The 13,108-nt window shown below is 75.0% G+C and carries 11 protein-coding genes; 6 read left to right on the top strand and 5 right to left on the bottom strand.

Annotated features, from left to right (window positions below; genetic code table 11):
* Window positions 1-180: 180 nt before the first annotated feature.
* Window positions 181-2,400 carry a HelD family protein gene (locus QWY28_RS10060; RefSeq protein WP_300952396.1) on the bottom strand — a complete coding sequence of 740 codons (2,220 nt, stop codon included), beginning with the start codon at window positions 2,398-2,400 and terminating at the stop codon, window positions 181-183.
* A gap of 168 nt (window positions 2,401-2,568) precedes the next feature.
* On the opposite strand from QWY28_RS10060, the gene QWY28_RS10055 reads away from it, so the two are divergent.
* Window positions 2,569-3,546, top strand: coding sequence for a hypothetical protein (locus tag QWY28_RS10055; protein WP_300952395.1), 978 nt, complete (start codon window positions 2,569-2,571; stop codon window positions 3,544-3,546).
* A 244-nt stretch (window positions 3,547-3,790) separates the two neighbouring features.
* Here the strand turns inward: QWY28_RS10055 and QWY28_RS10050 are convergent, their stop codons facing one another.
* Complete coding sequence (locus QWY28_RS10050) at window positions 3,791-4,540, bottom strand: enoyl-CoA hydratase family protein (RefSeq protein ID WP_300952394.1); 750 nt, start codon at window positions 4,538-4,540, stop codon at window positions 3,791-3,793.
* A gap of 470 nt (window positions 4,541-5,010) precedes the next feature.
* Window positions 5,011-6,582: a molybdopterin-dependent oxidoreductase gene (locus QWY28_RS10045; RefSeq protein WP_300952393.1), complete on the bottom strand. Its 1,572-nt coding sequence runs from the start codon at window positions 6,580-6,582 to the stop codon at window positions 5,011-5,013.
* Between the two features lie 178 nt (window positions 6,583-6,760).
* Between QWY28_RS10045 and QWY28_RS10040 the strand changes: the two genes are divergently transcribed.
* From QWY28_RS10040 to QWY28_RS10025, 4 genes are read left to right on the top strand one after another with little or no spacing between them, the layout of a single operon-like run.
* Window positions 6,761-7,423, top strand: a complete 663-nt coding sequence (locus tag QWY28_RS10040; protein ID WP_300952392.1) for a fasciclin domain-containing protein — start codon at window positions 6,761-6,763, stop codon at window positions 7,421-7,423.
* Window positions 7,424-7,461: 38 nt separating this feature from the next.
* Window positions 7,462-8,061, top strand: coding sequence for an ECF RNA polymerase sigma factor SigK (gene sigK / locus QWY28_RS10035; RefSeq protein ID WP_300952391.1), 600 nt, complete (start codon window positions 7,462-7,464; stop codon window positions 8,059-8,061).
* Between the two features lies 1 nt (window position 8,062).
* Window positions 8,063-8,875 carry an anti-sigma factor gene (locus QWY28_RS10030; protein ID WP_300952390.1) on the top strand — a complete coding sequence of 271 codons (813 nt, stop codon included), beginning with the start codon at window positions 8,063-8,065 and terminating at the stop codon, window positions 8,873-8,875.
* 52 nt (window positions 8,876-8,927) lie between these two features.
* On the top strand, window positions 8,928-9,695 hold the full coding sequence (locus QWY28_RS10025) for a tyrosine-protein phosphatase (protein WP_300952389.1): 768 nt from the start codon (window positions 8,928-8,930) through the stop codon (window positions 9,693-9,695).
* A gap of 20 nt (window positions 9,696-9,715) precedes the next feature.
* Here QWY28_RS10025 and QWY28_RS10020 read toward each other — a convergent pair whose 3' ends face one another.
* Window positions 9,716-10,948: a hypothetical protein gene (locus tag QWY28_RS10020; protein WP_300952388.1), complete on the bottom strand. Its 1,233-nt coding sequence runs from the start codon at window positions 10,946-10,948 to the stop codon at window positions 9,716-9,718.
* A complete protein-coding gene (locus tag QWY28_RS10015) occupies window positions 10,945-11,475 on the bottom strand; it encodes a SigE family RNA polymerase sigma factor (RefSeq protein WP_300952387.1) in 531 nt (176 codons plus the stop codon). The genes QWY28_RS10020 and QWY28_RS10015 overlap by 4 nt, the downstream gene beginning before the upstream one ends.
* 141 nt (window positions 11,476-11,616) lie before the next feature.
* On the opposite strand from QWY28_RS10015, the gene QWY28_RS10010 reads away from it, so the two are divergent.
* Window positions 11,617-13,107: an MDR family MFS transporter gene (locus QWY28_RS10010; protein ID WP_300952386.1), complete on the top strand. Its 1,491-nt coding sequence runs from the start codon at window positions 11,617-11,619 to the stop codon at window positions 13,105-13,107.
* Window position 13,108 lies beyond the last annotated feature (1 nt).

Below are 13,108 nucleotides of genomic sequence, written 5' to 3'. Positions count from 1 at the left end.
CCCCGTCACCGCCGGTTGAGCAGCGAAGGCCCGCACCGCTGGTCGAGCAGCGAAGGCCCGCACCGCTGGTTGAGCAGCGAAGGCCCGCTGAGGGCCTGAGCGTGTCGAAACCCCGCGAGCGGCGCAGGGCCCCGACCACCGTCACCGGGTCTCGGCACGGGCTCGCCGGCCCGCGCCGCCTCAGCCGATGGTGGTGAGCAGCTGCGTGGCGCGGGTGAGGACGACGTACAGCGTGGCGCGGCCGGTGAGCGACTCGTCCTCGATCTCCTGCGGCCGGACCACGACGATGCCGTCGAACTCCAGGCCCTTGGTGTCGAGACCGGTGAGCACCACGACGCGGTCCTCCCCCGACGGCGTCACCGAGGAGTCGACCGCGGCGCGGGCGCTCGGTGCGTCGGCGGCGAGCTCGGGCCAGGAGGCCAGCCAGGAGTTCACCTCCGAGCGGCGGGCGACCGGCACGACGATGCCGACGGTGCCCCCGACCCGGCCCGCGATGTCGACGACGGCCTCCCGGGTGGCGGCCTCGAGGTCGGTCACCCCGGTGACCTCGACCGGCTCGACGCCCGTCGAGCGGACCGCGGTGGGCAGGTCGGCGTCGAGGCCGACGCGCCGGGCGTAGGCCTCGGCGTACGCGTAGATCTCCGCGGAGTTGCGGTAGTTCGTGGACAGGTGGAAGGAGTGGATCCGCTTGCCCTCGAGCGCCTCCGCGCGGGCGGCCTCGGCCTCCTCGCGGACCGGCCAGGACGACTGGGCGGGGTCGCCGACGATCGTCCAGGAGGCGGTGCGACCGCGCCGGCCGACCATCCGCCACTGCATCGGGGTGAGGTCCTGGGCCTCGTCGACGAGCACGTGGGCGAAGCCGTCGTCCTCGATCCGGTGCTGCGGCGGAGCCCAGGCGCGCCCGGACGGGGCGTACTCACGGTCCGAGGCGGTCGTGAGCTCCTGCAGGTCCACGGCGCCCTCGATGACCGCCAGCGGGTCGTCGCGCTCGTCCTCGGGCTTGGCCGGCACGTCGCCGAGGGCGTAGCGCAGCTCGTCGAGCAGCGCGACGTCGGCGACCGAGAGGTCGGTGGCACCGGCCCACGACTTGAGCAGCAGCCGCTGCTCCTCGGGGGTCACGACGCCCTCACCGACGCGGGCGAGGAAGTCGGGCTCGCGCAGCCAACCGAGCACGGTCGGGGCGTCGAGCGGCGGCCACCAGGCCACCGCGAAGTCGACGAACCGCTGGTCGGAGAGCATCTCCTCCTCGAACGACTCCCGCCCACGGTCGCGGCCGCGCTCGCCGCGCACCTGCCGCCACATCGCGTCGAGCAGCGTGGGGGCGACCCGGGGCAGCTGCTTGTTGCGCCGGCCCTGCGACATCAGCTGGCGGCGCAGCCGTCCGAGCAGGCCGCGGTCGAGCACGATCGTGTCGTCGCGCCAGAAGATCCGGAACTCCGTCGGGCTGCCCGGCGCCTGCTGCCGCGCCGTACGCCGCACGAGCTCCGCCATCCGCGCGGCGCCCTTGACGTCGGCGACCGCCGGCTCGTCGTGGCGGGTGGCGCGCACGCCGTCGACGACCTCGCCGAGCGAGCGCAGCGCCACCGCGGTCTCGCCGAGGCTGGGAAGCACGCGCTCGATGTAGCGCATGAACACGCCGCTGGGGCCGACGACGAGCACGCCGCCGGTCTCGTAGCGGCGCCGATCGGTGTAGAGGAGGTACGCCGCGCGGTGCAGCGCGACGACCGTCTTGCCCGTGCCGGGGCCACCGGAGATCGTCACGACGCCCTTGCCGGGCGCGCGGATCGCCTTGTCCTGCTCGGCCTGGATGGTGGCGACGATCGAGTGCATCGACCGGTCGCGGGCGCGGGAGAGCTGGGCCATCAGCGCGCCCTCGCCGACGATCGGCAGGTCCAGGCCGGACTCCTCGAGCGCCTCGGCGTCGAGCAGCTCGTCCTCGACGCCGACGACCTCCGGGCCGGCGCAGCGCAGCACCCGACGGCGGATGACGCTGTGCGGCTCGGCGGCCGTGGCCTGGTAGAACACCGCCGCCGCCGGCGCCCGCCAGTCGATCAGCAGCGAGTCGCGGTTGGCGTCGCGCAGGCCGATCCGGCCGACGTACCGCGGCGCGGCGTCGAGCTCGGGCCTCAGGTCCAGCCGGCCGAAGACCAGCCCCTCGTGGGCGGCGTCGAGCTGGGCGATCCGCTTGGCGGCCTGGAAGACCATCGCGTCGCGCTCGACGAGGCCGCCCTCGTGGCCGAGGCGGCCGCGCTGGTGGCCCTCCTGGGCCAGCTGGCGCGCCGCGGCGGCCGACTCGGTCAGCTGGCGGTAGACGCGGTCGACGAACCCCTGCTCCGTCGCGACCTCGCGGTCCGCGACGTGCTGGTCCTGCTGGTCGTGCTGGCTGGCTGCTTCGGACAACGCTCGGATCTCCACTCGTGCGACGTCCCCGCGGGCTCCGCCACCCGGTCGTCGCACCCGGAGCGGCAAGTCCACAAGCCTAACCGGGGCCGCCGACGACCGCCGACCGGTTCACCAGAACGTCACATCCGGGGCCTGCCCGAGCGGCCCTGTGCGATCCTGCCCGGCATGGCGGCCGGGTCGGGGAGCGCGCGCTGGCTGCCTCGCGCCCGGGTGGCCGCGGCGGTGGCCGTCGTGGCCGCGGTCGCCGTCGCCGTGCCGTTGGCGCCCCGCTGGGTGGAGTCGTCCCGGCCGGAGGCGGTGCTGGCCGACCCGGGGACCGTCGAGGTCTCCACCGAGTGCCGGTCGCGGGCCGACGGCGGGCTCGACCACGCCGACTTCCTGCTCGGCGAGGCGGCGTGGGTCCGCTTCTGCGTCGTCGGCGGCTCCTACCCCCGCCCGATCGGCTCTGCGCTGGTCCCGGAGACCGTGCTCGCCGAGGGGGCCGCGTCGCTGGTCCGGGGGTGGCAGCGCACCGAGGGCCGCGGCGGGCCGTGCCGACCGACGCCCTCGGCCACGAAGTTCGCCGTCCAGGTCGGGTTCGACGACGGCACCGTCGCCGAGGTGTACGGCGAGACGTCGGCCTGCGCGGCCTACACCCGGCCGGCGCCCGGGTCCCGCGTCGTCGCGGGCGGCCAGGTGTACCGCGAGCTGATGACCGCCCTCGCGCTCGAGGCGACCGGCACGGACCCCACCGGGTCGGTGACGCCCGGCACGCTCGCCTGCCCCGCCGCCCCGCCCCCGATCCCCTCCTCGACCACCCGGCGTCCCGTGACCGGGCTGACCGCCACCGGCGTGGCCGAGGCGCTGGTGTGCCGCTACGACTACCCCGGCGCCGAGCCGGCCGCCACCACCCTGCGGGCCACCGAGGCCGAGCGGGTGCGGGTCCTCGCCCTCGGCGCCTTCGACCCGTCGCCGCCGGCGTGCACGCCCGACCCCGGCGCCGCGGCGTACGTCGTGCTGCTCGCGGGCCGCGACGGCGCGGCGTACGACCTCGGGCTGGCCGGCGACGAGTGCGACGCGGTCGGCCTGGAGGGCCAGCGGATCGGCGCGTCCCCCGCGCTCGCCGCCGCCCTCGCCGGCCTCGCGGCGGGCACCGGCTCGTGAGGAACAGGCTCGGTAAAGAACTGTTACCGAACGCTGGCCCGGCCGTGGACGTCGTGTTGCCCGCGCTCTCGTAGCGTCCTTCTCGGCAGGGAGACCTGCCTGGCAAGCGAAGAACGACACGGGCCACCGGGGGGATGGCTCGCGTGCGGCGTCGGGGGGCGCCGAGCGTCTTCGCCCGTCGACACCCGTCCGGCGCCTTTGGGGGACCGCCGGACGGGTTTCGTCGTTCCTGGGACCGTTGCGCCTACTTCTTCCGCGACAGGAACGCCGTCATCGCCTCGCGCGCCTCGGCCGAGCCGAAGAGCCGCGCGCTCTGCGCCGCCACGTCGTCGCCGAGCCGGTCGATCCGCTCGAGCAGGTCGTGCGCGAGCAGCGCCTTGGTCTCGCGCAGGCCCTGGACGGCGCCGGTGGCAAGCGAGGCGCACACACGATCGACCTCGGCGTCCAGCGCGTCGGCCGGCACCGCGCGGGTCACCAGGCCCATCCGCTCGGCCTCGGCGCCGGTGAAGGTCTCCCCGGTCAGGAACGTGTACGCCGCGGCGCGCGACGTCAGCCGCGGCAGCACCGTCAGCGAGATCACCGCCGGGGCCAGGCCGAGCTTCACCTCGGTCAGCGCGAAGGTCGCCTCCTCGTTCGCGACGACCACGTCGGCGGCGGCGACCAGGCCGATGCCGCCCGCGCGGACCGCGCCCTGGAGCCGGAGCACCACCGGCTTGGTCGAGCCGACCATGAGGCGCTGCAGCCGGACGATCCCCCGGGGCGCGTCCTCCGACCCGGCGGCCGACGCCTCGGACAGGTCGGCGCCCGAGCAGAACACCGTGCCCTCCGCCCGCACCAGCACCACCCTGGCCTCGGGGTCGTCCTCGGCCCGCTCGAGACGTTCGCCGAGCTCGCGCACCAGCTGCCCGGACAGGGCGTTGCGGTTGTGGGGGGAGTCGAGGGTGATGGTCGCGACGTCGTCGGCGACCGCATAGTGGACCAGCTCGTCGGACATGGCGTCATCCTGCCCGACCCGCCCCCGCGGGCGGTGCGGGCGTCATGCGGACGGAGCCACCCCTGGCACGACTCGCATGACGTCCCGCGCCCCTCGGCCGACTCGCCGAGAGCTCGTGCGACCCGCCCGACCCGACGGCCATCCCCGACACCGACGCGGCGCGTCCGCTCCACGGGCGGCAGGTCTCGAGACGCGCGTCAGCGCGCTCCTCGACCAGCCGAGGCCACCTCGGCCACAGCGGCGCCCTGCGCACCTCGCCGGGTCTCGACGACGCTCGCCGGGGCTCGCTGCTCGACCAGCGCGGCCGACGCTCGCCGGGGCTCGCTGCTCGACCAGCGCGGACGACGCTCGCCGGGGCTCGCTGCTCGACCAGCGCGGACGACGCTCGCCGGGGCTCGCTGCTCGACCAGCGCGGCCGGGGCTCGCTGCTCGACCAGCGGCGGACCCGAGCGCGCCGACAGCGAGCCGGCTCAGCCGACGGTGACGATGAGCTCCTGGATCCCGCTGGAGCCCTCGGGGAAGGGGTTGGCGCGGACGGCGGTCTGGGCGTCGCCGTCGCCGTCGACGACGCGGGAGGCGATCCGGTGCTGGCCGGGCTTGGCGTCCCAGCGGTAGAACCACTGGCGCCAGTAGTCGTTGCCGACGTCCGGACCCAGCTCGGCGTCCTGCCACGCGCCGCCGTCGATGCGGACCTGGACGGTGCCGACGCCGCCGTTCTGCTGGGCCCACGCGACACCGCCGACGACGACCTCGCCCGGGTCGAGGCCGGCGAGTGCACGGGGAGTGTCGATCCGGCTGGACGGCTTGATCGGGGCATCGGTGGCCCAGTCGCGCTCGGTCCAGTAGGCCTGCTCCTCGTCGTACGTCGTCAGCGTCATCCGGGTGACCCACTTGGTCGCGCTGATGAACCCGTAGAGGCCGGGGATGACCATGCGCGCCGGGAAGCCGTGCTCGCGCGGGAGCTGCTCGCCGTTCATGCCGACCGCCAGCAGCGCGTCCCGGCCGTCCGTGGCGAGCGCGAGCGGGGTCGAGATCGTCATGCCGTCGACGTCGGTGGAGAGGATCTGGTCGGCACGCGTGCCGACGCCGGCGCGGTCGAGCAGGTCGTTGAGCGGTACGCCGAGCCAGCGGGCGCCGCCGACGAACTCGCCGCCGACGCTGTTGGAGACGCAGGTCAGGGTGATGTCCTTCTCGACGAGGTCCATCGCCAGGATGTCGTCGAAGGTGAAGGTGACCTCCTCGTCGACGTCGCCGTCGATGGTCAGCGTCCAGCTGTCGACGTCGACGATCGGCACGTCGAGCCGGGTGTCCACGCGGTAGAAGTCCCGGTTCGGCACCTGCAGCGGCGTGATGTCGGGGAACCGCTTCTCCAGGCCGTCGGGCAGCGGCGGCAGCGGCTTGGCGGCGGCGGGGAGGTCGATGTCGACGGCGCGCGAGCGGTACGACGCGACCCAGCGGCCGGCGCCACCGAGCACCGCCGCGGCGCCCGCGACGACGCCCATCGCCACGAGCAGGCCCCGACGCGAGGGCCCGGAGCCGCCCGCCGCCGAGGCGCCCCCCAGGGACTCGTCGTCGGACCGCACCTGGCGCGGACGCTGCGGGGAGGAGGCGGAGGCGGAGGACGGCGCGGACCGGACGAGCCACGCGAGGGCGGCGACCCCGACGACGAGCGCCACCAGGCTCGGGACCACCGCGGACACGCCGGCGGTCGGACGGGTGACGGCCACGACGGCAGGCACCGCGACGAGCAGGACGAACACCCCCGCGCCGTACGCGAAGCGCCGGCGGGCCAGCAGCCCGGCGACCGCGGCCAGCAGCACCACGCCGACGAGCACCGACCCGATGAGGATCGGCTTGTCGCGGGTGCCGAACTGGCTGATCGCCCATTCCTTCACAGGGGTGGGCGTCAGGTCGATGACCTGCGACCCGACGGCGAGGACCGGCGAGGTCGCGGGGTCCAGCAGCGCGGCCGCGAGGTGACCGGCCGCGACGCCGGCGAGCGTCGCGAGGATGCCGGACAGGGCGGCGAGGAGTCTGTTCACGCGAAGTCGTTCGGAGCGGACAGGGGGTCCGGACTGGCCGGGGCGACAGGACAGGAGTGGAGGAGCGGCCGGCGAGGCGTGGTCCAGGTCGCACCAATCCGATGTGGGAGCGGGGCCGAACAACCCCCCGACAGCGCACCTCGACGGTGCGCAGTGACCCTCCCAGGAAGGCTCCACCATGAAGCTCCAGACCCTGCGCCGCACCGGTGTCGCGGCCGCCGCGATCTCGCTCTCCCTCGGCCTGGCCGCCTGCAGCAGCGAGGACGACAGCTCCGAGAGCGCCTCGGACACCTCCAGCTCGAGCAGCAGCGCCGAGACGAGCGCTCCCGCCGAGGAGGAGACCACCGCGGCCGCCGAGGGCGCCGCGGCCCAGACCTTCGGTGACGCGTGCTCGGCCGTCCCGACCGACGGCCCCGGCTCGTTCGACGGCATGGTCCAGGACCCGGTCGCGACCGCCGCCTCGAACAACCCGCTCCTCGAGACCCTGGTCACCGCCGTCGGCGCGGTCGACGGCCTCGCCGACACCCTGAACTCCGCCGAGGCCCTCACGGTCTTCGCGCCCACCAACGACGCCTTCGGTGCGATCCCGGAGAAGCAGCTGCAGGCGGTCCTCAAGGACCAGAAGCAGCTCGGCGCGATCCTGTCGCACCACGTCGTCGCCGGCCAGCTCGACCCCGAGGCCGTCGTGGGCAAGCAGGAGACGCTGAACAAGGACATGGTCACCGTCGAGGGCGACACCTCGGGCATGACCGTCGACGGCGCGAACGTGCTGTGCGGCAACATCCCGACCGCCAACGCGACCGTGTACGTCATCGACCAGGTGCTCATGCCCCCGGCCTGATCCTCGCTCCTCATCCGGACGACTGACAGGATCATCGGGTGGAACACCTGAGACCCGTGGCGGCGGGCGACCCCACCGAGGGGTCGCCCGTCGCGCCTGACCTCGTCGACCTGCTGCGGTCGGCGGGGCGGGGGGACCAGCAAGCGTTCGCGCAGCTGTACGACGCCACCTCCTCGCGGGTGGTCGGGCTGGCGGTCCGGGTCGTGCGAGACCCCGCCCAGGCCGAGGAGGTCGCCCAGGAGGCGTTCCTCGAGATCTGGCGCACCGCGAGCCGGTACGACCCCGACCGGGGCAGCCCGCTGTCCTGGCTGCTCACGATCACGCACCGCAAGGCCGTCGACCGGGTCCGCTCGGCCGAGGCCGCCACGCGGCGCGACCAGAACTACCACCACCAGAACCAGCCGGTGGCGCACGACGCCACCGCCGAGGCCGCGCATGCCTCGTTGGAGGCCCACCGGGTGCGCACCGCGCTCGGGAGCCTCACACCGGTCCAGCGCGAGGCCTTGGAGCTGGCGTACTTCGGGGGGTACACCCATACCGAGGTAGCCACCATGCTGGAGCTGCCGGTGGGCACCGCCAAGACCCGGATCCGTGACGGACTGATCCGACTACGAGACACGATGGGAGTAGGGAGCTGACATGAGCGACGACATCCACGCCCTGTCCGGCGCCTACGCCGTCGACGCGCTGGACGACCTCGAGCGCGCCCAGTTCGAGCGGCACCTGGCGGGTTGCGACAGCTGCCGCGAGGAGGTCGACGGACTCCGGGAGACCTCGGCCCTCCTGGCCGAGACGACCATGACCACGCCGAGCGCGGAGCTGCGCGACCGGGTGCTCGCCGGGATCGCCACCGTGCGACCGCTGCCGCCCGTCGTGCCCGCCCCGGCGACCGACGCGACCGCGAGCGACCGGGCCGCGACCGACCCGACCGACCAGGGCGCGACCGACCACGACGGGCCCGTCACGATCGCGGGCGCCTCGGGCCGGCGCGCCCCGCGCCGCCGGTGGACCCCGCTCCTCGCGGCGGCCGCGGCCGTCGTGGCGATCGGCGTGGGCGGCACCGTGGTCGCCCAGCAGCCGTGGTCCGACGACAGCTCGCAGGCACCGCGGCCCTCGGCGGTCGAGCGGATCAAGGCCGCCGCCGACGTCCAGACCTTCCGGCACCGCTTCCCCGACGGCGCGGAGGCCGTGCTCTACCGCTCCGCCTCGCTCAACGAGGCCGTCGTCGTCACCCACGACATGGGGCCGGCGCCGGACGGGAAGGTCTACCAGGCCTGGCTGCAGCACGACGACACGATGGTCTCCGCCGGGCTGATGCCCGAGGGACCGGACAACGTGGTCCCGCTGCAGGGCGACCCGGCGACCGCCGACGGGTTCGGCATCACCGTCGAGCCCGCAGGCGGGTCGGTCGTCCCGGACGAGAAGCCGGTCCTTCTCGTGGAGTTCACCTGAGGCCCGACCCGTTCCTCGCCGACCGGCCACCAGCGGCCCCTATCCTGCGCTGGTGAGCGAACCGCAGGTCGGCGAGGAGCTGGTCCGGCTCGCGTCGGCGGACAACTTCCGTGACGTGGCCGGCCCCGGTCACCCCACCGCCGACGGGGGACGGGTACGCCGTGGCGTGCTGTTCCGCTCCAACGAGCTCCAGCTGACCGACGCCGACGCCCACTCGCTCGGCGGCCTCGGCATCACCGCGGTCTACGACCTGCGCGGGCACCACGAGGTCGAGGCCCACCCCGACGTACCCGTGCCCGGCGCGGCGTGGCACCACCTCGCCGTCGGCGGGATACCGATGGACGAGGTCGCGGCGCTGACCACCGGCGAGCAGTCGCTGGCGGCGATGCACCGCGTCTACCGCGCGTTCGTCGAGGACGCCGACGCCCGCGCGTCGTTCGGCGCCCTGCTCACCCGGCTGGCGACGACCGAGGGGCCGCAGCTGTTCCACTGCACCGCCGGCAAGGACCGCACCGGCTGGGCCGCGGCCGTCGTGCTCGGCCTGCTCGGCGTCCCGGAGGACGTGGTGCTCGAGGACTACCTGCTCACCAACACCTTCTCGACCGCCACCCGCGAGAAGTACCTCGGCCTGATCCGCGACCACCTCGGCCCCGAGAAGGTCGCGGTCTACGAGGCGGTCATGGTGGCCGACGAGGCCTACCTCCGCACGGCGTGGGACGCCGTCGCGGCGACGTACGGCGACCTGCGCACCTACGTCCTCGACGGGCTGGGCGTCGCGCCGGCCGACCTCGACGCGCTGCTGGCCCGCCTGCGCGGCTGAGGGGGTCGGGCCGGGCCGGCTCAGCCCTCGCCCCGGAGCCGGGCATCGGCGAACGTGACCATGTCCTCCAGCTCCGTCCGCAGCGCGGCCACGAGCGCGAGGGCGCCCGAGCGCGGGTCCCAGTGGACGACGCGGGAGGTCCCCGTGCCCGGCACCGTGACCCGCAGCAGCACCGTGCCGTCCTCGCGCAGCGCCAGGACGCCCAGGCCGCCGTTGCCGTAGTTCGCCTGCGGGTCGACGATCGGCAGGACCGCCCGCGGCCGAGCCGTGGCCCGGTCGACGACCAGCACCGAGAACGGCCGCTCGTCGTACGACGTGCCCGCCACCGTGCCCGCGTCCGCCTCGATCGAGCCGAGCCGGCCGGAGGCGGTCAGCGGCACGCGCCGCTCCCCGCCACCGGCGCGGTCGACCAGCTCGGCGGGGCGGCCGAAGTCGGTCACCTCCACCACCTCACCGCGCGGGTCCGTGGTCCACGGACCCTCCGCGGGGCCCGCGACCCGCGCCGCCGCGCCGCCGCGCACGTCGACGAGCCACCCGCCTCCGCCGTCGTCGAGGAGCAGCGTGTCGTCGTCGGTCCACCGCCAGGTCTGGAAGTCGAACGGCACGAAGCCCGAGGGGTAGCCCACCGTCGTGGTGGTGCCGGACGCGAGGTCGTGCACGACGACCCGGTCGTCGGCGCCGTCCCCGTAGGCCCACACGGCGAGGGCGGTGCCGGACGGGTTGAGCGCCAGCCGCGGGTACCGGTCGGCCACCGGGACGCTGCGCCACGAGCCGTCCGGCGCGAGGAGGTACGCCTGCGGACCGCGCCGGACCGCCAGGACGGCCGCGGGGACCGGCGCGCCGGCGAGGGCCGGGGCCTGGCTCGGCACCGTCACGACCGGGGGCAGGGAGGCGACCGTCCCCGGCCCGGCGGCGGGCAGGTCGTCGACACGGCGCGGGTCCCACCGCGGCTGCGTGCCCTCGACGAGCTCGCGGCCACCGCTCGGAGACGGCTCGGCCGACCTCGGGGTGCCGCCCGAGCCCGTGGTGCCACTCGTCGCCGGCGGGGTCGCCGTGCCGTCGCCGGTCACCTCGACCAGGACGGTGGCGCCGCCGACCACCAGCACCGAGGCGAGCACCGCCGCCACCACGGCACCGGCGGCCCGCCGTCGGGCGCGTCGGCGCGCCGCCTCCCGCAGCACAGCGCGCGTGAGCCCCGGTGCCGGCAGCTCGTCGGTGGCGCGGTGCAGGACCGGCCCCAGGTGGTCGCTCATCGCGTCTCCCCGATCAGGTCGAGCAGCTCGGGTGCACCGGTCCGCAGCCGGGCCAGCGCCGCGGCGTTCTGGCTCTTGACCGTGCCGGTGCTGACGCCCAGCACCTCCGCCGTCTGCCGCTCGGTCAGGTCGTCGAAGTGCCGGAGCACGAGGACGGCCCGCTGCGCCGGGGTCAGCCGGGCGAGCGCCCGCTGCACCACCAGGGCGGTCTCCGGGTCCGAGCTGGCCGCCGTGCCGCGCCCGTGCGCCCCCGGCGTCCCGGGCACCTCAGGGACCTCCGCCATCCCGGTCTCGCGCCGGCGACGGCGCCACCAGCTGACGTGGTCCCGGGCGACGACCCGGCGGGCGTAGGCCAACGGGTCGCCGTCGCGCAGCCGGGGCCAGCGCAGCGCCACCTTCACCAGGGCCTCCTGCACCAGGTCCTGGGCGCGGTGGAGGTCGCCGGTCAGGAGGTACGCCGAGCGCAGCAGCGCCCGCTCGCACCCGACCATCCACTCGGTGAAGCCCAGCAGCTCCGCCTCGTCCACGTCCCACCTCGCTCGCCGTCGTGACGGTAACGCTCGGCGGGCCCCCGATGGTTGGCGCGACCTTGGTTGCCGGGAACAACCGATGCCGCTGCCGCGTTCCTCACCGGCACGCCGTACTCGAACCGCTGGGAGCTCCGCCTCGTGACCGCCACCGCCGCCGACCCGACCACGCCGCCGTCCTCGGCCGCGCCGACCGTCGAGCGACCGGGGCGCCTGATCGCGCTGCTCGTCGGCTCGGCGTTCATCGTCATCCTCAACGAGACGATCATGGGCGTCGCGCTGCCCGAGCTGATGCGGGAGTTCGCCGTGCCGGCCGCGACGGCCCAGTGGCTGACCACCGCGTTCCTGCTGACGATGGCGGTCGTGATCCCGGTCACGGGGTTCCTGCTGACCCGCTTCCCGCTGCGCCGGGTGTTCATGGCGGCGATGATCTCCTTCGCGGCGGGCACGCTGATCGCGGCGCTCGCCCCGACCTTCGCCGTCCTCGTCGCGGCCCGGGTCGTGCAGGCCGTCGGCACCGCGCTGATGATGCCGCTGCTCATCACCACGATCCTCACCATCGTCCCGGCCGAGCGCCGCGGGCGGATGATGGGCACGATCTCGATCGTCATCTCCGTCGCTCCGGCGATCGGCCCGACGATCTCCGGCATCGTGCTCGACCAGCTCGACTGGCGCTGGATGTTCTGGCTGGTCCTCCCGGTCGCGGTCGTCTCCCTGGCGCTCGGCACCGCGTGGGTCCGCAACGTCACCGAGCCCCGCGCGATCCCGGTCGACGTCCTCTCCGTCGTGCTCTCCGCGCTCGCCTTCGGCGGCCTGATCTACGGCCTGAGCAGCATCGGCGAGTCCGCCGCCGGCCACACCCCGGTCCCCGTCTGGCTGCCGCTCGTCGTCGGCGGCGCGGCGCTGGCCGCTTTCGTGGCGCGCCAGCTCACCCTGCGCGAGCGGGCACTGCTGGACCTGCGGACCTTCGCGACCCGCACCTTCAGCGTCGCTGTGCTGCTGGTGGCGGTCAGCATGATGGCGCTGTTCGGCACGCTGATCCTGCTGCCGATCTACCTCCAGGGCGTCCTCGGCCTCACCACGCTCGAGACCGGCCTGGTGCTGCTGCCCGGCGGCCTGACCATGGGCCTGCTCGCGCCGTTCGTCGGTCGCCTCTTCGACCGCGTCGGCCCGCGGCCGCTCGTCGCGCCCGGCGCGGCGGTCACCTCGGTCGCGCTGTGGTGCCTGTCGACGTTCGACGCCGGCACCAGCCAGGGGACGGTCGTCGGCATCCACGTCCTGATGAGCATCGGCCTCGCGCTGATGTTCACCCCGCTGATGACCTCGGCGCTCGGCTCGCTGCCCCCGCACCTGTACTCCCACGGCAGCGCCACCGTCTCCACGCTGCAGCAGGTCGCGGGCGCCGCGGGCACCGCCCTGTTCGTCACCGTCATGACGCGCCGGTCCGTCAGCGAGACCGAGGCGGGCGCCTCCGTCGTCCAGGCCACCGCCGAGGGCGTGCACGCGGCGCTGTTCTACGGCGGCGTCATCTCCGCCGTGGGCGTGCTGGTCGCGCTCCTCGTGCGCGGCACCGCCTCCACCCAGCCGGCCGACCAGCCGGCCGGGGAGCCGGTGGCCGAGCCGGTCGGCTGAG

It is taken from the genome of Nocardioides oceani (assembly GCF_030412965.1).
Lineage (GTDB): Bacteria > Actinomycetota > Actinomycetes > Propionibacteriales > Nocardioidaceae > Nocardioides > Nocardioides oceani.
This window is presented reverse-complemented; position numbering and strand designations above follow the sequence as displayed.

What these genes read in the sequence shown, in the direction of transcription:
- QWY28_RS10040 (WP_300952392.1), top strand. Translation starts at nt 6,761, where the DNA reads ATGAAGCTCCAGACCCTGCGCCGCACCGGTGTCGCGGCCGCCGCGATC.
- QWY28_RS10020 (WP_300952388.1), bottom strand. Translation starts at nt 10,948, where the DNA reads ATGAGCGACCACCTGGGGCCGGTCCTGCACCGCGCCACCGACGAGCTG.
- QWY28_RS10050 (WP_300952394.1), bottom strand. Translation starts at nt 4,540, where the DNA reads ATGTCCGACGAGCTGGTCCACTATGCGGTCGCCGACGACGTCGCGACC.
- QWY28_RS10030 (WP_300952390.1), top strand. Translation starts at nt 8,063, where the DNA reads ATGAGCGACGACATCCACGCCCTGTCCGGCGCCTACGCCGTCGACGCG.
- QWY28_RS10055 (WP_300952395.1), top strand. Translation starts at nt 2,569, where the DNA reads ATGGCGGCCGGGTCGGGGAGCGCGCGCTGGCTGCCTCGCGCCCGGGTG.